This window comes from Kitasatospora sp. NPDC093806 (genome assembly GCF_040683335.1).
Classification (GTDB): Bacteria; Actinomycetota; Actinomycetes; order Streptomycetales; family Streptomycetaceae; genus Kitasatospora.
Window position 1 is genome coordinate 18289 of record NZ_JBFBDO010000058.1, and the last position, 18407, is coordinate 36695.

General features: G+C 74.1%; 15 protein-coding genes. 8 read left to right on the top strand and 7 right to left on the bottom strand.

Annotated features, from left to right (window positions below; translation table 11 throughout):
* Positions 1 to 35: 35 nt before the first annotated feature.
* Positions 36 to 305 (bottom strand): WhiB family transcriptional regulator, encoded by a 270-nt coding sequence (locus AB0N76_RS24770; protein WP_030310813.1) that lies wholly within the window; start codon positions 303 to 305, stop codon positions 36 to 38.
* Between the two features lie 668 nt (positions 306 to 973).
* Between AB0N76_RS24770 and AB0N76_RS24775 the strand changes: the two genes are divergently transcribed.
* The 3 genes from AB0N76_RS24775 to AB0N76_RS24785 all read left to right on the top strand — a co-directional run bounded on the left by AB0N76_RS24775 (position 974) and on the right by AB0N76_RS24785 (position 3962).
* Complete coding sequence (locus AB0N76_RS24775) at positions 974 to 1642, top strand: cysteine dioxygenase family protein (RefSeq protein WP_363560404.1); 669 nt, start codon at positions 974 to 976, stop codon at positions 1640 to 1642.
* Positions 1643 to 1713: 71 nt separating this feature from the next.
* The gene (gene cofD / locus AB0N76_RS24780; RefSeq protein WP_363560406.1) at positions 1714 to 2673 is read left to right on the top strand and encodes a 2-phospho-L-lactate transferase; all 960 of its coding nucleotides are present in this window, start codon (positions 1714 to 1716) and stop codon (positions 2671 to 2673) included.
* Positions 2670 to 3962 (top strand): coenzyme F420-0:L-glutamate ligase, encoded by a 1293-nt coding sequence (locus AB0N76_RS24785; protein WP_363560408.1) that lies wholly within the window; start codon positions 2670 to 2672, stop codon positions 3960 to 3962. The genes cofD and AB0N76_RS24785 overlap by 4 nt, the downstream gene beginning before the upstream one ends.
* A gap of 120 nt (positions 3963 to 4082) precedes the next feature.
* Here the strand turns inward: AB0N76_RS24785 and AB0N76_RS24790 are convergent, their stop codons facing one another.
* Entirely contained in the window at positions 4083 to 5015 is a 933-nt protein-coding gene (locus tag AB0N76_RS24790; RefSeq protein WP_363560410.1) for a DNA-3-methyladenine glycosylase 2 family protein, read from the bottom strand.
* Between the two features lie 39 nt (positions 5016 to 5054).
* Between AB0N76_RS24790 and AB0N76_RS24795 the strand changes: the two genes are divergently transcribed.
* Positions 5055 to 5546, top strand: coding sequence for an SgcJ/EcaC family oxidoreductase (locus tag AB0N76_RS24795; RefSeq protein WP_363560412.1), 492 nt, complete (start codon positions 5055 to 5057; stop codon positions 5544 to 5546).
* Between the two features lie 30 nt (positions 5547 to 5576).
* Here the strand turns inward: AB0N76_RS24795 and AB0N76_RS24800 are convergent, their stop codons facing one another.
* Positions 5577 to 6824: an N-acetylmuramoyl-L-alanine amidase gene (locus AB0N76_RS24800; protein ID WP_363560414.1), complete on the bottom strand. Its 1248-nt coding sequence runs from the start codon at positions 6822 to 6824 to the stop codon at positions 5577 to 5579.
* A gap of 104 nt (positions 6825 to 6928) precedes the next feature.
* On the opposite strand from AB0N76_RS24800, the gene AB0N76_RS24805 reads away from it, so the two are divergent.
* The 3 genes from AB0N76_RS24805 (at position 6929) to AB0N76_RS24815 (ending at position 10947) form a co-directional block, all read left to right on the top strand.
* On the top strand, positions 6929 to 7720 hold the full coding sequence (locus tag AB0N76_RS24805) for a TIGR03089 family protein (protein ID WP_363560416.1): 792 nt from the start codon (positions 6929 to 6931) through the stop codon (positions 7718 to 7720).
* Between the two features lie 36 nt (positions 7721 to 7756).
* Entirely contained in the window at positions 7757 to 9091 is a 1335-nt protein-coding gene (locus AB0N76_RS24810; protein WP_363560418.1) for an LCP family protein, read from the top strand.
* Positions 9092 to 9306: 215 nt separating this feature from the next.
* Positions 9307 to 10947, top strand: a complete 1641-nt coding sequence (locus AB0N76_RS24815) for an LCP family protein (protein ID WP_363560420.1) — start codon at positions 9307 to 9309, stop codon at positions 10945 to 10947.
* 10 nt (positions 10948 to 10957) lie between these two features.
* On the opposite strand, the gene AB0N76_RS24820 is transcribed toward AB0N76_RS24815, so the two are convergent.
* On the bottom strand, positions 10958 to 11596 hold the full coding sequence (locus tag AB0N76_RS24820) for an acyltransferase (protein WP_363560422.1): 639 nt from the start codon (positions 11594 to 11596) through the stop codon (positions 10958 to 10960).
* Positions 11597 to 11720: 124 nt separating this feature from the next.
* The gene (locus AB0N76_RS24825) at positions 11721 to 12761 is read right to left on the bottom strand and encodes a glycosyltransferase family 2 protein (protein WP_363560424.1); all 1041 of its coding nucleotides are present in this window, start codon (positions 12759 to 12761) and stop codon (positions 11721 to 11723) included.
* Between the two features lie 176 nt (positions 12762 to 12937).
* Between AB0N76_RS24825 and AB0N76_RS24830 the strand changes: the two genes are divergently transcribed.
* Positions 12938 to 14641: an LCP family protein gene (locus AB0N76_RS24830; protein ID WP_363560426.1), complete on the top strand. Its 1704-nt coding sequence runs from the start codon at positions 12938 to 12940 to the stop codon at positions 14639 to 14641.
* 112 nt (positions 14642 to 14753) lie between these two features.
* On the opposite strand, the gene AB0N76_RS24835 is transcribed toward AB0N76_RS24830, so the two are convergent.
* Both AB0N76_RS24835 and AB0N76_RS24840 read right to left on the bottom strand, forming a co-directional pair.
* Positions 14754 to 17321: an FtsX-like permease family protein gene (locus AB0N76_RS24835; protein WP_363560428.1), complete on the bottom strand. Its 2568-nt coding sequence runs from the start codon at positions 17319 to 17321 to the stop codon at positions 14754 to 14756.
* Between the two features lie 19 nt (positions 17322 to 17340).
* A complete protein-coding gene (locus AB0N76_RS24840) occupies positions 17341 to 18108 on the bottom strand; it encodes an ABC transporter ATP-binding protein (protein WP_363560474.1) in 768 nt (255 codons plus the stop codon).
* Between the last annotated feature and the right edge of the window lie 299 nt (positions 18109 to 18407).

Here is an 18407-nt window from a genome sequence, read left to right on the forward strand (position 1 = left end):
TTGACAGGTGTGCCGGGGTGCCGGGGCCGCCCCGCTCAGACGGCGCTCTTCTTGAGCCGGCGACGCTCGCGCTCGGAGAGGCCGCCCCAGATGCCGAACCGCTCGTCGTTGGCCAGGGCGTACTCCAGGCACTCGGAGCGGACCTCGCAGGCGAGGCAGACCTTCTTGGCCTCGCGGGTGGAGCCGCCCTTCTCCGGGAAGAAGGACTCGGGGTCGGTCTGGGCGCACAGCGCGCGCTCCTGCCAGCCGAGTTCCTCCTCCTCTTCGATGCCGTCACCGATCAACAGCTCAAAGAGCTCGCTCATGTGGCGCGCCTCCTCTGCCCCTATTGGCGTCCCCGTGGTTGCCGTTGCCTCGTGCGGCCGACGACACGAGTGAAATTACAGTTGCGTCACTCTGGCCCAGTCAAGCCGAGCTCTGGTATTGGGGCCAGGATTCACTCCCCGGCACCAAGCCGTTACGAATAGTGTACATAACCGGACACATCGGACCTATCGCCCGTTTGCCTCGAAGGTCGATGAACCCTCCGCGACCGGGGGCCGGATGACGTGCAGTCATCGCCGCGACCCGTCGCCGGGGCGATCGGTACGGCCACCGCCGCGGTCACCACCACAGGCCGGTCATCCGGCTGCCTTCCCGGCGATCTTCCCATCGAAACATAGAGGGTGATTTATCACCCCATCGGGTAGTTCATGGCTCATCTCACCCGAATGTCCGCTCTCCCCGAGTTGACACCGCCCCCGCGGATGCGATGTCCTTTTCGCTATGTCAGAGTTCGCCAGCCCCCGGAGCGGTTCCACGCTCCGCCGTGCCGCGAGCTCGTGTTGTCGCCTCTGTTCCTGCCGCTGTATCTAGGCGCCCGCCGTCCCGCCGCGCGCCGCCCAGGAAGCACAGAGGCCGCCCGCGAGTCCCGCCCCAGGACATCCCGGATCCGGCTGATCCCCTGACGAACCAGCCTCCGAGGACGACTCCCGTGCGAATGATCCGCATCCGCAAGCGGAACCGCGACCGCAGCAAGCACGCCCGACACGGCCTCCAGGCCGCCCGCCCGGTCAGCCCCGCCCCGGCCGCGCACCCCGCCCGCCCGGTCCACCCGTGGGCCGACGGCCTCAGCGACGTCTCCATCGCCGGCGACCCGCTGGCCTTCCCGCACCTCGCCCGCACCGACCTGCCCGCCCACCCCACCACCGTCGCCGGCTACGCCCGGCTGGTCCGCGAGATCGCCGCCGACCGGGACCGCTGGGAGCCGCTCGTCCGCTACGACGCGCTCACCCGCTGGTACGCCCGGCTGGAGACCGGCCCCGGCTACGAGGTCTGGCTGCTCAGCTGGCTCCCCGGGCAGAGCAGCGGCTTCCACGACCACGGCGACTCCTCCGGCGTCATGACCGTGGTCCAGGGCGAGCTCGTCGAACGCTCCCTCACCCACGCGGGTGAGGGCGCCCGCACCCTGCGCCCCGGCGGGCAGCGCGTCTTCTCCTCCGGCTACCTGCACGAGGTGGTCAACGGCTCGCTCGAACCGGCCGTCTCCATCCACCTCTACAGCCCCGGCCTGACCGAGATGAACCAGTACGGCGGCACCGCCGTGCCCGAGCAGCACCCGCAGGACGAGCGCGAACCGCAGAAGCCGGCCGGGGCCCACTGACCGAGCGGGACCCCGGCAGCGGTCGTCGAGGGTCGGGCTGACGACCCGTCGCCGCGTGGCAGGATGGGCGCATGCGCATCGTGGCACTGGCAGGCGGGATCGGCGGAGCGCGTTTCCTGCGCGGACTCCGGGAGGCCATCGGTCCCGAGGACGAGATCACCGTCATCGGCAACACCGGCGACGACATCCACCTCTACGGGCTGAAGGTCTGCCCCGACCTCGACACCGTCATGTACACCCTCGGCGGCGGCATCCACGAGGAGCAGGGCTGGGGCCGCACCGACGAGACCTGGTCCATCAAGGCCGAGATGAAGGAGTACGGCGTCGGCCCCGAGTGGTTCGGGCTCGGCGACCGCGACTTCGCCACCCACCTCGTCCGCAGCCAGATGCTCACCGCCGGCTACACCCTCAGCCAGGTCACCGAGGCGCTCTGCGTGCGCTGGAAGCCCGGCGTGCGGCTGCTGCCGATGAGCGACGACCGGGTCGAGACCCACGTCCGGATCACCGACGAGCAGGGCACCCGGGCCGTCCACTTCCAGGAGTACTGGGTCCGGCTGCACGCCGCCGTCGACGCCGAGGCGATCGTCCCGGTCGGCGCGGACACCGCGAAGCCCGCGCCCGGCGTGCTGGAGGCGATCGCCGCCGCCGACGTCATCCTCTTCCCGCCGTCCAACCCGGTCGTCTCGATCGGCACCATCCTCGCCGTGCCCGGCATCCGGGCCGCCGTCGCCGCCGCGCCCGCCCCGGTCATCGGGCTCTCCCCGATCATCGGCGGCGCCCCGGTGCGCGGCATGGCCGACAAGGTGCTCGCCGCCGTCGGCGTCGAGGCCACCGCCGAGGCGGTCGCGCTCGACTACGGCTCCGAACTCATCGACGGCTGGCTGGTGGACACCGTCGACGAGGCGTCCGTGGCCGCCGTCGAGGCCGGCGGGATCGCCTGCCGCGCCGTCCCGCTGCTGATGACCGACGTCGCCGCCACCGCCGAGATGGCCCGGGCCGCGCTCGCCCTCGCCGAGCAGGTGCGGGCGTGACCCTGAGCGTCCTGCCGGTCGGCGGGCTGCCCGAGATCGACGCCGACTCCGACCTCGCCGGGCTGATCGCCAAGGCCGCCGACTACGAGGACGGCGACATCCTGCTGATCACCTCCAAGGTGGTCAGCAAGGCCGAGGGCCGGCTGCTGCGGGCCACCGACCGGGAGGCCGCGATCGACGCCGAGACCGTCCGGCTGGTCGCCCGGCGCGGCCCGATCCGGATCGTCGAGAACCGCAACGGCCTGGTCATGGCCGCCGCCGGCGTGGACGCCTCGAACACCGCGCCCGGCACCGTCCTGCTGCTGCCCGAGGACCCGGACGGCTCGGCCCGCGCGCTGCGCGCCCGGCTCCAGCGGCTCACCGGGCGCCGGCTCGCCGTCGTCGTCACCGACACCTTCGGCCGGCCCTGGCGCAACGGCCTCACCGACGTCGCCATCGGCGCCGCCGGCCTGGCCGTCCTGGAGGACCACCGGGGGCGCACCGACTCGCACGGCAACGAGCTCTTCCAGACCGTCACCGCCACCGCCGACGAGCTCGCCGGCGCCGCCGACCTGGTGAAGGGCAAGGCCACCGGCACCCCGGTCGCCGTGGTCCGCGGCCTCGGCCACCTGGTCACCGCCGAGGACGGCGAGGGCGTCCGGCCGCTGCTCCGGCCCTCCACCGACGACATGTTCCGGCTCGGCACCTCCGAGGCTATCCGGCAGGCCGTCACCCAGCGGCGCACCGTCCGCTCCTTCACCGCCGAACCCGTCGACCCGGACGCCGTCCGGCGCGCGGTCGCCGCCGCGGTCACCGCGCCCGCGCCGCACCACACCACGCCGTGGCGGTTCGTCCTGCTGGAGACCCCCGAGGTGCGGACCCGGCTGCTGGACGCGATGCTCGCCGCCTGGCGCCGCGACCTCGCCGAGCTCGACGGCTGGGACGAGGAGCGGATCGCCCGCCGCACCGCCCGCGGCGACGTCCTGCGCAACGCCCCCTACCTGGTCGTCCCCTGCCTGGTGGCGGACGGCTCGCACGACTACCCCGACGAGCGGCGCTCCACCGCCGAACGCGAGATGTTCACCGTCGCGATCGGCGCCGCCGTGCAGAACCTCCTGGTCACCCTGGCCGGCGAGGGCTACGGCTCGGCCTGGGTCTCGTCCACCATGTTCTGCCGCGACACCGTCCGCACCGCCCTCGACCTCCCCGCCTCCTGGGACCCGATGGGCGCCATCGCCATCGGCCGCCCCACCACCACCCCGCCCCCACGCACCGAACGCGACCCCGACGCCTTCATCGAGGTCCGGTAACGCGACCGCCGGCGGTCAGCCGTCGAGGTCGTCCAGGATGCGCCAGGGCCTCCCGGAGTGCGAGTTCGTCCGGGTCGTCATCCGGGTCACCGTGGGTTCGGTCCGTGCGAAGGAATCCGGTCAGCGGTGGCGGTGGTCGTTGGGGGTGAGGCGGGGGGCGTAGCGGGGGGCGTGGGTGCCGGTGGTGAGGAGGAGGCGGCAGAGGCGGTGGCGGTGGGGGCGGTAGGGCTCCAGGAGGGCCAGCATCTGGGCGTCGTCGCTGCGGGGGCGGCCGGCCAGGGCCCAGCCGACCGTGTTGGGGAGGTGGAAGTCGCCGACCGAGACCGCGTCCGGGTCGCCGTTGCTGCGCTGGAGGGTCTCGGCCGCCGTCCAGAGGCCGACGCCCGGGACGGCGGTGAGGCGGGCGAAGGCGGCCTCGTGGTCCATCGCGGCGGCCTCCTCCAGGCGGGGGGCCAGCCGGACGGCGCGCTGCACCGTCGCGGAGCGCTTGGGGTCCACGCCCGCGCGGTGCCAGTCCCAGCTGGGGATCAGGGCCCACTCGCGGGCCGACGGCGCGACCCGCATGCCCTCGGCCGGGCCGGGCGCCGGGGTGCCGAAGGCGAGCAGCAGGGTGCGCCAGGCCCGGTACGCCTCGCCGGTGGTGACCTTCTGTTCCAGGACCGCCGGCACCAGTGACTCCAGGACCAGGCCGGTCCTGGTCAGCCGGACGCCCGCGGTGGCGCGCTGGGCGTCGCGCAGCGGGCCGGGCGGCAGCACCAGCCCGGCCGGATCGTCCCGGGCGCCGAGCAGGTCGGGCAGCCGGTCCAGCAGCCAGGGGGCGCCCGGGCCCCAGGCGCTCGCCTCGACCACGCCCTCGGCCGGGCGGGCCAGCACCCGCAGGGTGCCGACGCCGGCCGGGGTGCGGGAGGCCCGCCAGATCGCGCCGTCGCCGGTGGTCCGGTAGGCCGGGTCGGCCGGGCCGCGGCGCAGCGGGAGCAGGGTGCGGGCCGCGTCCAGCGGATAGCCGGGCCGCCAGCGGCGGACCGCTCCCGTACTGGTCACCGTGCCGGTCACCGCCGTGCACCTCCTCCGCCGTCCGCCGACCATGGGGGTATGAACGATACGCGGGTGGCGGAACTGTCCCCCGGGGACGAGGGTGCCGTCCGGGCCCTCTACCACCGGGCCCTGGAGGGCTGGAACCTGCGGGACGGCGCGGCCTTCGCCGGGCCGTTCGCGGAGGACGGCGAGCTGATCGGGCCCGACGGCACCCGGTACACCGGGCGGTCGGCGCTGGCCGCCGAGCTGGGCCGGGTCCTCGCCGACCCCGCCGCCCCCGAGTACGTCGCCAAGGTGCGGCGGGTGCGGGCGCTGGGCCCCGGGGTGGCACAGCTGGACGCGGTGGCCGGGCTGGTGCCGGACGACGCCGAGGGCCCGGACCCGGCCCTGAACGCGCTCCACACGGTGGTCGCGGTCAACGCGGGCGCGGGCTGGCGGATCGCGCTGCTGCAGAACACCCCGGCCCGGTACGGCCTGCGCCCGGACCTCGCGCGGGCGCTGACCGCGGAGCTCCGGGAGCTGGCCGGGCACGGACCGGGACCGGCGTAGCGCGGTGGCGGCGGGGCGGCGGCGACCCCGTCAGCGGCCCTGGAGGACGGCCGCGGCGGCGCGGATCTCGGGGAGCAGCGGGTAGAGGGCGTTGCCGGGGCACTCGGTGTTGAAGGCGTCCCGGTGGCCGGAGATCGCGTCGAAGGCGACCGTGGTGCCGGCCGGGTAGAGGCTGCCGCTGGAGCCGGACACCAGCTGGGTGCGGCCGGCCGCGTCCTGGTCGGTCAGGCCGAGCTTCCAGGCGGCGATCCGGGTCACGCCGGTCACCAGGGCCGGCGGCGGCACGTCCGTGACGAAGGTGCCGATCGCCGCGACGCCCGCCGAGTCGGTGTTGAAGCCGAGGGTGTGCGCGCCGTGCACCGGCAGGTCGGTGCCGCCGGCCCGGCCCTCGTAGACGGTGCCGCAGCGGTCGACCAGGAAGTTGTAGCCGATGTCCCGCCAGCCGTTGCTCTGCACGTGGTACTGGTAGATCGCCCGGATCACCCGGGGCCCGTCGGAGCACTCGTACGCGGTGGCGGTGGCGGTGTGGTGGACGAAGACCTCCCGGACCGGGCCGGTGTAGACGAGCTCCGGCTCGCGGATGGACTCGTCGGCGCCCCAGCCCGCCCGGGTGACGATCTCCGGCCGGGGCGCCTGGTGCCCGATCCGCCGGCCGCCGCCGGCCGCCTCGCCGGGCAGGGTCCGGACGGCGGCCGACTCGGCGCCGCGGCCCGGGTCGACCAGTTCGACCCGCAGGCCGGGCGGCGGTCCGGCCGGGCCGGGGAGCACCTCGACGGCGACGCCGTCGCTCGGGCCGGTCCAGAGCGGGGCGGTGGTGCCGCGCGGGGCCCCGGCACCCGGGGTCGACGAGGTGGCGGTGTCCGGGGCCCGGCCGGGCGCGGCGGTGTCCGGACCGTCCTCGCCGTCGGCGTCCAGCTCGTACCACCCGCTCCAGCCGCCGGTGGCCGCGTCCCGGAAGCGGACCCGGACGCTGCCCCCGGCCAGCGCGTCCGCGGGCCCGTCCCAGCCGACGCCGAGCAGTTCGAACCGCCCGGTGCCGCGCGGCGCCAGGGTGTGAGCGGCGGTCAGCGGGAGGGAGGTGACGGCGCCGCCGCCCGCCGAGGTGCGGATGGACCGGACGGGCGACGTGGCCGGCGCCGAGGGTGCGGACGGCGCGGACGGTGCGGCGGGACGGGGCCGGGGTTCGGCGGCCGCCGGCTGGAGCAGCAGGGCGGTGGCACAGGAGGCGAGCAGGACGGCGGGCACGGTGGTGCGGAGAGCCGAGCAAAGGATGCGCATAAACCGGATGTTCACGGTAAATCGACCCGAGCGCCACGCCACCTCGCGCCCCGTCCGCCACCCCTCCCGGTCGTCCACTCGAAGGCCGTAGGCTGGGGCGCACCATGACTTCGCCTTTCGCTGCCGATGCCCGCACCCCCGTCGAGCTGCTGCACGCTTTCCTGCGAGGTGGCACTCCCTCAGTCGACCCCGCGGCCCCCCTGGTCACCTTCTACGACGACGCCACCGGCGAACGCGTGGAGCTCTCCGCCCGGACCTTCGACAACTGGGTGGCCAAGACGGCCAACCTGCTCCAGGACGAGCTGAACGCCGGCCCCGGCGACCGCGCCGCGCTGCTCCTCCCGGCCCACTGGCAGAGCGCCGTCTGGCTGCTCGCCTGCTGGTCGGTCGGGGTGGCCGCGGTACCGGCCGGCGACCCGGCCGACGCCGACCTGGTGGTCAGCGGCCCGGACGGCCTGGCCGCCGCCCAGGCCTGCGAGGGCGAGCGGGTGGCGCTCGCGCTGCGCCCGCTCGGCGGCCGCTTCCCGCAACGCCCGGACGGCTTCCTCGACTACGCCGCCGAGGTGCCCGGCCAGGGCGACCGGTTCGCCCCCTACTCCCCCGTCACCCCGGACGCCCCGGCGCTGGAGACCTCGGTCGACGGCCTGCCGCTGAAGCTGACCGGGGAGCAGACCGTCCAGCTCGCCCGCGAGGGCGCCGCCCGGCTCGGACTGGCCCCGGGCGACCGGGTGCTCTCCACCCTCTCCTTCGACGACTGGACGGGCCTGGAGGCCGGTCTGCTGGCGCCGCTGGCGGCCGGCGCGTCGGTGGTGCTCTGCCGCAACTCGGACGGGTTGGGCGAGGAGCAGTGGGAGAAGCGGGTGGAATCCGAACGGGTGACACTGCGCCTCGGGTAACCCCCGACCCCGGCCCGGCGGGTAGGGATCCCTGCCATGGCCGAGGACGACACCGAGCACCCCCCGACCGCCGACCCCCCGACCGCCGACCCCCCGACCGGGAGCCCCCGGGCCGAGCAGCCCGACGGGCGCGGGCGGCGGCGCCGGCGGTGGCTGATCGTCACCGCCGGCGCCCTCGCCTTCCTGCTGGTCGCCTGCGGCGCGGTGCTCTGGATCGCCTACCGCAAGCTCGACGGCAACATCCGCACCGACTCCACCACCGACCAGCTGCTGGCCCGGCTGGAGGCCGAGCGCCCCAGCCGGACCGCCGGCGCCCGCGGCGCCGAGAACCTCCTGCTGATCGGCAGCGACGACCGGACCGGCGCCAACGCCTCCTACGGCACGGCCGGCGGCCGGCGCTCGGACACCACGATCCTGCTCCACCTGGCGGCGGACCGCCGGCACGCGACCGCCGTCTCCATCCCGCGCGACGTCATGGTGACCGTCCCGGCCTGCGAGAAGCCGGACGGCACCCGCAGCCGGCCCGGCCTGATGCAGTTCAACGCGGCCTTCGAGACCGGCGGCCCGGCCTGCTCGATCCGCACCGTCGAACAGCTGAGCGGCATCCGGATCGACCACTACGTGATCCTCGACTTCGCCGGGTTCAAGCGGATGGTGGACGCCGTCGACGGGGTCGAGGTGTGCGTCCCGCAGGCGATCCACGACAAGGACGCCAAGCTGGACCTGCCGGCCGGGCGGCAGACCCTGCACGGCGAGCAGGCGCTCGGCTACGTCCGGGCCCGGGAGACCCTCGGCGACGGCAGCGACACCCAGCGGATGGGACGTCAGCAGCAGTTCCTGGCGGCGCTGATCCGCAAGGCGCAGTCGCAGGACGTGCTGCTCAACCCGACCAAGCTGTGGCCGGTGCTGGACGCGGCCACCTCGGCCGTCCAGGCCGACGGCGGGCTGTCCTCGCTGGGCGCGCTGTACGACCTGACCCAGGACCTGCGCGGGATCCCCTCCTCGGACGTGGTGTTCCTGACCGCGCCGCGGCGGCCGTACCGGTTCGACTCGGACCGGGACGAGTTCGTGCAGCCGCAGACCACGCAGCTGTTCGCGGCACTGCGGGACGACCGGCCGGTGGCCGTCCGGCCGCCGGGGTCGACGCCGGAGGCCTCGCCGTCGGCCGCGGTCTCGGCGGGGGCTTCGGCGACGGCTTCGGCGACGGCTTCGGCGACGGCTTCGGCGGCGGCGCCCTCGACGCCGGCGTCTCCGTCGGCGGCGTCCGCGTCGGCGGCGGCGGCTCCGTCGGCCGGGCCGTCACCGAGTGTGAGCACTCCCCCGGCCTTCGAGGGGCGGACCGCCGATGTGGACGCCTGCGCGGTGCATTGACCGCAGGTCAGATCACCTTTTCGTACACGGATCACGATCTTGTGGAGTTCTCCCGGGGAATTCCCAAGGGGCGGATTCGCCCGCCGAATTGCCATTCCGCGACATGGCGGATATCACACCAGGAACAATTCCCCCACCCGGCTCGTCTAGGGTGTCCGAGTCGGTCGCGCAATTCCGCGGGCCGAGCCGCGGACCGGCCGGAGGGAGGGGGACCCGTGCAGCAGGACGTCCACGACGCCGACCGGAACCCCGTCCACGACGCCGGGCCGTACCCGGTCGACCCGGCCCCCGGCATCCCCACCCAGCGCCGGCACCCCGCCCCGGAAGCGGCGCCGAGCGGCGGCCGGGCCGCCCACCGCCGGGCCCGCACGGCCAAGCGCAACCGCCGCCGACGGCTGCTGAAGTGGGCCGGCGGCATCGGCGCGCTCGCCCTGGTGGCCGGCTGCGGCGGCGCGTACTACGCGTACCAGCACTTCAACAACAACATCACCGCCGTCAAGGTGCAGCTGGGCGACGAGGCGGAGCGGCCCAAGCCGGTCGGCGACGCGCTCAACATCCTGGTCATCGGCACCGACAGCCGGGAGGGCCTGGGCCGCCAGTACGGCGACGAGGGCAGCGCCGGGCACGCCGACACCACGCTGCTGTTCCACGTGGCCAAGGACCGCAGCAACGCCACGGTGCTGAGCATCCCGCGCGACCTCATGGTGCCGGTTCCGGAGTGCCAGGCGCCGGACGGGAAGGCGATCCCGGCCACTGCGCGCACGATGTTCAACAACAGCCTCGGCCAGGAGGGCCGCGACCCGGGCTGCACCTGGAAGACCGTCGAGAAGATGACCGGGATCCGGGTCGACCACTTCGTGATGGTCAACTTCGACGCCGTGAAGACGCTCTCCACCGCCGTCGGCGGCGTCGAGGTGTGCGCGGCCAAGGACATCAACGACCCGGACTCGCACCTGAAGATGAGCAAGGGCCGGCACGTCGTCCAGGGCGACGAGGCGCTGGCCTTCGTCCGCACCCGGCACGCCGTCGGACTGGGCGGGGACCTCACCCGGATCCCGCTCCAGCAGCAGTTCATCAGCTCGATGATCCGCTCGATCAAGAGCGGCGACACGCTGACCAACCCGGCCAAGCTGTGGAAGCTCGCGGACGCCTCCACCAAGGCGCTCACCGTCGACTCCGGGATCGGCAGCGTCGACAAGCTGAAGGACCTCGCGCTGGACGTCGGCAAGGTCGACACCGGAAACATCACCTTCACCACCGTGCCGGTGCTGGACGACCCGGCGGACGAGAACCGGCTGGTGCTCAAGCAGCCGGACGCCGGTCAGCTGTTCTCGATGGTCGGCAACGACCGCTCGCTGACCGGGACCGCGACCCCGGCACCGGAGACGCCGGCAACGCCGTCCGCGTCCACCCCGTCGGCGGCGCCGTCGGCATCGGCGGCCCCGGTGACCCCGGAGGCCGCTCCGGTGGTGGGCGCGAAGGACCTGCGGGTGACGGTGCGCAACGGCAGCGGGACGCCCGGGCAGGCGCAACAGACCGTCGACCGGCTCCAGACGAAGGGCTACGCCAAGGCCGCGACCTCCGCCAACGCGCCCCTCGCCACCGCCACGACGATCTCCCACCCGGCCGGGAAGGCCGCCGAGGCGACGGCGCTGGCCACCGCGCTGGGCCTGTCGGCCGACGCGGTCAAGGCGGACCCGAAGCTCGGCGCCAAGGACGGACTGGTGCTCGTGCTCGGCAAGGACGCGCCCGCCACGGCGGCGGCGACCGCCGCGACCCCGGGTGCGGTGCCCAGCGAGGCGCCGAAGGACCTCCAGCGGGTCCAGGCCGACGACACCGACGTCTGCGCGAAGTAGCCCGCTGCGGCTACTCGTCGAGCGGGGTGAGCACGCCGTCGGCCTCCCGGTACCGCTCGCCGGTGCGCGGGCAGCGCCAGCCGTCCGGGCCGTCCCGGCCGTCCGGTTCCAGCGGCTCGCCGGCCCGGCCGACCCACTTGATCCGGCGGGCCGGGACCCCGGCCACCAGGGCGAAGTCCGGGACGTCCCGGTGCACCACCGCGCCGGCCGCGACCAGGGCCCAGCGGCCCACCGTCACCCCGGCGACCAGGACGGCGCGGCCGCCGATCGAGCAGCCCCGACGGAGCGTCACCCCGTCGGCCTGCCAGTCCTCGCCGCGCTTGAGCCGGCCGTCGACGTCCACCGAGCGCGGGTAGCGGTCGTTGGTGAGGACGGCGGCGGGGCCGACGAAGACGCCGTCCTCCAGCACCGCCGGCTCGTAGACCAGCGCGTGGTTCTGCAGCTTGACCCGGTCGCCGATGCGCACGCCCGGGCCGACGTAGGCGCCGCGGCCGATGACGCAGTCCGCGCCGATCACCGCGTCCTCGCGCACCTGGGCGAGGTGCCAGACGGTCGTCCCGGGACCGAGGGCCGCCCGCTCGTCGACGTCGGCGGTGGGCTCGATCCGGACCCCGGAAACGGCGGCGGACCCGCTCTCGACTGTCCCCATGGCGACCGACGATAGTGCCGGGCGCGGGGCCGAGAGGGCGGGTCCGCGGGATTGGCCGGATGGCGGCCGAGGTCGTTCGGAGGCGAGGTCGTTCGGAGGTCGAGGTCGTTCGGAGGCCGGCGGGTCAGCGGTGCTGGGCGACCACGTCGGTGGCGGCGGGGGCGCGGCTGCCGATCACCTTGCGGGCCAGCGAGCGCGGCGAGGTGAGGAAGCCGAAGCCCCAGCTGAGGTGCATGGTCGCGAAGGCGACCGGGAGCAGCGCCTTGGCCTTCGCCGAGAGGCCGCGCCCCTCGACCAGCGCGCCGCCGACGATGCCGAGCAGGTAGGCGGCGGGGGCGGCGAGGAAGACCGGGTGGACGGCCGCGCCGAGCACCAAGCCCAGCGTGACGCCGAGGAAGGCGGCCGGCGGGGCGAGGTAGCGCAGGTTGACCGAGCCCCGGTGGTAGCGGGTGACCACCCGGCGCCAGCGGCCGTAGTCCTTGTACTGCTTGGCCAGCGCCCGGACGTTGGGACGGGGCCGGTAGGTGACGCGCAGCTGCGGGGTGAACCAGACCAGGCCGCCGTCCTGCCGGATGCGGTAGTTGAGCTCCCAGTCCTGGGCCCGGACGAACTCCTCGTTGTAGCCGCCGAGGCGCTCCAGCACCTCGCGCCGGAACACCCCGAGGTAGACGGTGTCCGCCGGGCCGGCCAGGCCGCCGGTGTGGAAGGCGGCGTTGCCGACGCCGATCTTGGAGGTCATCGCGGCGGCGACCGCGTTCTCCCACTCGGTCTCGCCCTCGGCGTGCATGATGCCGCCGACGTTGGCGGCCTCCATCTCGCCGAGCAGCCGGACCGCGGTGGTGATGTAGCCGGGGGTCAGCAGGCCGTGGCCGTCGACGCGGACCACTATCGGGTGGCGGGAGCCGCGGATGGCGGCGTTCAGCCCCGCGGGGGTGCGCCCGGTGGGGTTCTCCACGGTCCGGACGCGCGGATCCTCGGCGACGAGTTCGGCGGCGATCTGCGCGGTGCGGTCGGAGGACGGACCGAGGGCGATCACCACCTCCATCGGCCCGGCGTAGTCCTGTTCCAGGATGTGCCGGACGGCCGTGCGCAGGTGTCGTTCCTCGTTGAGCACCGGCATGATCACGGAGACCGCCGGCAGCTCCTCAGCAGCCTTGGTGTTCATCGGGGCCAACCGTACCGGTGCGGGAGGGGTGCCGTCTTGTCCCGGTCTGGGCGGCAATGCTTCGCCGGGCCCGGAGGATTGCCGGAGGAACGTTTCGCCGATCGGGGCCCACCGTACCGCCCTGCCCCGGCGCGCCCTCACCCGGCCCGACTGAGGGCGCCCCTACCATCCGAGAGATGCCCGTCTCCCCCCGTTCCACCCTGCCCGGAGGCCCGGCCGACGCCTCCTCCGAACGGCCCGGCGCCCCGTCCGAACGGCGGCGCCGCTGGCCCCGCCGGCTGGCCGCCGGCATCGCCTTCGGCATCCTCGCCACCTCCGGCAGCGGGTGGGCGGTCCTGCACGGCATCGGTGCGATCGACCGGGTCGACGCCTTCAGCAACGACCGGGCCCGGCCCGCGGACGACGGCTCCACGACCTTCCTGGTGGTCGGCACCGACGAGCGCGCCGGCATCCCGGAACGGATGCTCAAGGAGGTGCTGCACGCCGGGGGCGAGTCCTGTCACTGCACCGACACGATGATGCTCCTCCAGCTCTCCGGGGACGGCTCCCGGGCCAGTGTGATCAGCATTCCGCGGGACTCCTACGTCGACATCCCCGCCCACCGGGACCGGGTGAGCCGCAAGGAGGTCCCGGCCGGCAAGGGAAAGATCAACGCCGCCTACGGGCTGGGCGGCCCGCAACTGACCGTCGCCACCGTCGAGCAGAACACCGGACTGCGGATCGACCACTACCTCCAGCTGAACTTCGCCGGGTTCGTCTCGGCCGTGGACGCCGTCGGCGGGGTCCGGGTCTGCACCTCCCGGCCGCTCCGGGACGAGTACTCCGGCCTCGAACTGCCGGCCGGCACCAGCACCCTGGACGGCGCGGGCGCGCTCCGCTACGTCCGGGCCCGGCACGTGGACGGCAGCTCCGACCTGGGGCGGATGCGCCGGCAGCAGAAGCTCGTCGCCCAGCTGCTGCACCAGGTGACCGACGGCGGCACCCTGCTTAACCCGGTCCGGCTGGCCCGGGTGGCCGACAGTCTGCTCGGCTCGGTCAAGGCCGACCAGGGGCTCACCGCGGACGACCTGCTCACCCTGGCGAGCCGGATGAAGGACCTCACGGCCGGGCGGGCCGACTTCGCGACCGTGCCACTGACCGCGGTGGACCACCCGGTGCCCGGGTGGGGGTCGACGGTGCTGTGGGACAAGGCGGGCGCGCGGGAGCTGTTCGACGCGGTGCGGGAGGGACGGCCGCTGACGGGTGCGGCGAGGGAGGCGGCGGCGGGTGCCGCGGAGGGGGCTGCGGCGACGGCGGGTGTCGGGGCGGGGGCCTCGGCGACGGCGGTGCCGACCGTCGCGGCGGAGCAGGTGCACGTCCAGGTGTTCAACGCGGCGGGGGTGGCCGGGCTGGGCGCCCGGGTCGACGCCGAGCTGCGGCGGGCCGGGTTCGCCACCACCGGCGCGCCGTCCAACGCCCCGGTCGGTACCGCGGCCTCCCGGACGGTGATCCGCTACGACCCGCGCTGGGCCGAGTCGGCCCGGACGCTGGCGGGCGCGCTGCCGGAAGCCGAGCTGACGCCGGTGCCCGGGCTGGGGCCGACCCTCCAGCTCTACGCGGGCTCGGACCACCCGGCAGCGTCCCCGACGGCGGGTCCGACGGCGACGGGGGCAGCGGCGGCGAGTCCGACGGCGGTGCCCGCCCCGCCTCCCCCGCAGCCGGGCGCGACGCCCTCCGGGGCGGCGGGCGAAACGGGGGCCGGGGTGGTGGCAGCGGGTCCGGTGGGCGCGACGACGGCGAGCGCGGCGACGGTGGGCGCAGCGACGGCGGGCGCGAGTCCGAGTGCGAGTACCGGCACCGGTACCGGCGCCGAGAAGGCGAGCGACATCATCTGCCCCTGAGCGACCGGTCGTCCGCGAGCCGCGACGACGGCAGGGGCAGGACGCCCGCCGGCGCCCTGCCCCTGTCCCCGAGTGCGACCCCCGGTCCCCCGAACCGGGGGTCGCCTCCCGGTCAGTCCGTCGCGATCGCCGCGAGGACGTTCATCCGCCCGGCCCGGAAGGCCGGGATGAGGGCGGCCAGCAGGCCGATGACCACCGAGGCGGCCAGGGTGAAGAGGATCGTCGGGACCGGGACGGCGAGCGCCTCCAGGCCCTGCGACTCCAGCACCTGCTGACCGGTGATGCCCCAGGCCAGGCCGAGCACGGTGCCGAGGACCGCGCCGAACAGGGCGATCACCACCGCCTCCAGCCGGATCATCCGGCGCAGCTGGCGGCTGGAGAGCCCGATCGCCCGCAGCAGACCGATCTCCCTGGTCCGCTCGACCACCGACAGCGCCAGGGTGTTGACCACGCCGAGCACCGCGACCACGATCGCCAGGCCGAGCAGGCCGTAGATCATGTAGAGCAGGGTGTTGACCTGCTCCTGGACGAGGTCCTTGTAGCCGGCCTGGTCGCGGACCGAGACCTGCGGGTACTCCTTGAGCGAGTCCTGCAGCGCGGTGAGCGTCTTGGCGACGTCCGCCCCGGCGGCGGCCTTGCCGAAGATCGCGGCGTCCACCGGCAGTTCGGCGACCGGCACCGCCTTGGCGACGGTGTCGAGGGCGGCGAAGGTGGCGCCGTCGAAGAGCGAGTTGCCCTTCTTCATGATGACGCCGACCGGCAGCGCCTGGCTGTACCCCTTGGCGTAGTCGACCTTGACGGTGTCGCCGACCTTGAGCCCGTGGTCCTTGGCGTAGTCCTCGCCGATCGCCAGCGCGCCCTGCTTCAGCGAGTCGGCGGAGCCCTCCTTGACCGGCATCCGGAAGTCCTCGGTGAACCGCCCGGTGACCGCGGCGACGCTGCTCTCCTTGGTCTGGCCGTCCGGCGTGGTGAAGCGCGCGTCCAGGGACTTCTGCTCGGTGACGTGGTCCATGCCCGCGGTCTTCTGGACGGCGGTGACCATCTCCGGGGAGAGGCCGTTCTGGCCGGCCTGGATGATGTAGTCGGCGCCCACCGAGCGGTCGATCTGCTGGTTGGTGGACTTGATCACCGAGGAGGTGAAGACCGAGGCGCCGATCACCAGCGCCAGACCGATCATCAGCGCGGCGGCGGTGGCGCCGGTACGGCGCGGGTTGCGCATCGCGTTGCGCTGGGCGAGCTTGCCGGACGGGCCGAACAGGGCCGGCAGCAGCGCGCCGAGCACCCGGACCACGGTGGTGGCCAGCAGCGGGCCGAGGACGACGAAGCCGATCAGGGTGAGCAGCACGCCCAGCCCGATGTACCGGCCGCCGGTGGCCGCCTTCTCCGCCTCGGCGGCCAGCACCAGCAGGCCACCGCCGGCCACCGTCAGCACCGCGCCGACGATCGCCCGGACGGTGTTGGAGCGGGGCTCGGCCGGGGTGCCATGGTCGCGCAGGGCGGCGATCGGCGCGATCCGGCTGGCCCGGCGGGCCGGGATCCAGGCCGCGAGCACGGTGATCACGACGCCCACCGCGTACCCGGCGACCGGCACGTCCAGCCCGATCTGCAGATCACCGGCGTTGAGGTGCATGCCGATCGCGTTCATCAGCTGGATCAGCCCGACCGCCAGGCCGAGGCCGGCGCCGATGCCGAGCGTCGAGCCGACCACGCCGAGGATCAGCGCCTCCACCAGCACCGAGCGGTTGACCTGCTTGCGGCTGCCGCCGACGGCGCGCAGCAGGCCGATCTCCCGGGTGCGCTGGGCGACCAGCATCGAGAAGGTGTTGATGATCAGGAAGCCGCCGACCAGCAGCGAGACCCCGGCGAAGCCGAGCATCGCGTACTTCATGAAGTCGAGGAAGGAGCCGACGTCCTTCGCGCTCTCCTCCTTCTGCTCGGCGGCCGTCTTGGCCTGGTAGCCGGCGCCGAGCTTGGCCAGCGCGTCGGCCTTGAGCTGGTCGTTGGTGCGGCTGCCGTCGCCGAACGCCTCGACCGAGGTGAAGGCGGTCTGGCCGAGCAGGAGGTTCTGCGCGGTGGCGGTGTCCAGGAAGGCCAGCGCCGCGCCGGGGTTGGTGGTCTTGAAGGTGGCGATGCCGGCGATGGTGAGGTCGTGCTTGCCGTCCGCGAGGATCACGCGCAGCTTGCCGCCGAGGCCGAGCTTGGCCTTCTTGGCGGTGTCCGCGTCGAGCACCACCTGGTCGGGGCCCTGCGGCAGGTGGCCGGAGGTGATCTCGGTCGGGTTGCGCGGGGTGTCCGCCCAGTTGCCGACGATGGTCGGCGCGCCGCTGGTCGGGCCCACCGCCTTGTTGGTGGCCGGGTCGGCCAGGGTGGCGCTCTGGACGGAGACCTGACCGATCGCCGTCTTCACCCCGGGGACCGCGGCGACCTTCTGGACGCTGTCGGCGGGTATCGTCCGGGCCTTGGCCCGGTTGTCGTTCTCCGCGCCGAACTCGGGCTTGGCCGGCCCGACGGCGAGGTCGGAGGCGGTCGAGGCGAACAGCTTGTCGAAGGTGCTGGTCGCGGTGTTGGAGAACACCAGCGTCCCGGACACGAACGCGACCGACAGCACGACCGCGATCAGCGAGAGCACCATCCGGCCCTTGTGGGCGAAGAAGCTCCGCAGTGACGTCTTGAGCAGCATGATCCGGTACCCCGCCCGCTCAGCTGGTGCGCTTGCCGTCGAAACGGCGCATGCGTTCGAGGACGGAGTCGGCCGTCGGGGCGTACATCTCGTCGACGATCACGCCGTCGGCGAGGAAGAGCACGCGGTCCGCGTAGCCGGCGGCGACCGGGTCGTGGGTGACCATGACGATGGTCTGGCCCAGCTCGTCGACCGAGCGGCGCAGGAAGGAGAGCACCTCGGCGCCGGAGCGGGAGTCGAGGTTCCCGGTGGGCTCGTCGCCGAAGATGATCTCGGGGCGGGCGGCCAGCGCCCGGGCCACCGCGACGCGCTGCTGCTGGCCGCCGGAGAGCTGGGTCGGACGGTGCTTCAGCCGTCCGGACAGGCCGACCGTCTCCACCACCCGGTCCAGCCAGGCGGCGTCCGGCTTGCGGCCGGCGATGTCCATCGGGAGCGTGATGTTCTCCAGCGCGTTCAGCGTCGGGAGAAGGTTGAACGCCTGGAAGATGAAGCCGATCTTGTCCCGCCGGAGTCTGGTGAGCTGCTTGTCCTTCAGCCCGGTGATCTCGGTCTCGCCGATCCAGATCCGGCCCTGGGTCACCGTGTCCAGCCCGGCGAGGCAGTGCATGAGGGTCGACTTGCCGGAGCCCGAGGGGCCCATGATCGCGGTGAACCGGCCGCGCTGGATGTCGACGTCGACCGCGTCCAGGGCGGTGACCCTGGTCTCGCCGGATCCGTAGGACTTGGTCACCTGACGGGCCGAGGCGGCGACGGCGGGGGCACCGCCGGGAAGCTGGGGGTCGTACACGGCTGCTGCTGCCGTCGTCACTGTCGTCTCCTAAGAAGTGGGCCCACCCGTTGCCCCCCAGCCTCGTCCGCACCACCCCTGTCGCGACATCTCGCCAGGGATAGTTTTCGACCGGGAGCTAGCCCCACCCTCCCGGTGAACCGGAGTCCCGGACCCGACCGGATCGGGCCCGGCCGGGACTGGCGGGGACGTGCACCACGTTAGGAGTCGACCCCCTTCCACCTCGTCATCCGACGGGAGGAAGCGGCCCAACCGTAGTTGTACGGGGTGCGGCGCCCCTCCCCCTAGGGGTCGCCGCA

Bases quoted from the DNA above. Each gene is read 5' to 3' on its own strand.
- AB0N76_RS24810 (WP_363560418.1), top strand. From the start codon at position 7,757: ATGGCCGAGGACGACACCGAGCACCCCCCGACCGCCGACCCCCCGACC.
- AB0N76_RS24825 (WP_363560424.1), bottom strand. From the start codon at position 12,761: ATGAACACCAAGGCTGCTGAGGAGCTGCCGGCGGTCTCCGTGATCATG.
- AB0N76_RS24795 (WP_363560412.1), top strand. From the start codon at position 5,055: ATGAACGATACGCGGGTGGCGGAACTGTCCCCCGGGGACGAGGGTGCC.
- AB0N76_RS24805 (WP_363560416.1), top strand. From the start codon at position 6,929: ATGACTTCGCCTTTCGCTGCCGATGCCCGCACCCCCGTCGAGCTGCTG.
- AB0N76_RS24770 (WP_030310813.1), bottom strand. From the start codon at position 305: ATGAGCGAGCTCTTTGAGCTGTTGATCGGTGACGGCATCGAAGAGGAG.
- cofD (WP_363560406.1), top strand. From the start codon at position 1,714: ATGCGCATCGTGGCACTGGCAGGCGGGATCGGCGGAGCGCGTTTCCTG.
- AB0N76_RS24835 (WP_363560428.1), bottom strand. From the start codon at position 17,321: ATGCTGCTCAAGACGTCACTGCGGAGCTTCTTCGCCCACAAGGGCCGG.
- AB0N76_RS24820 (WP_363560422.1), bottom strand. From the start codon at position 11,596: ATGGGGACAGTCGAGAGCGGGTCCGCCGCCGTTTCCGGGGTCCGGATC.
- AB0N76_RS24800 (WP_363560414.1), bottom strand. From the start codon at position 6,824: ATGCGCATCCTTTGCTCGGCTCTCCGCACCACCGTGCCCGCCGTCCTG.
- AB0N76_RS24830 (WP_363560426.1), top strand. From the start codon at position 12,938: ATGCCCGTCTCCCCCCGTTCCACCCTGCCCGGAGGCCCGGCCGACGCC.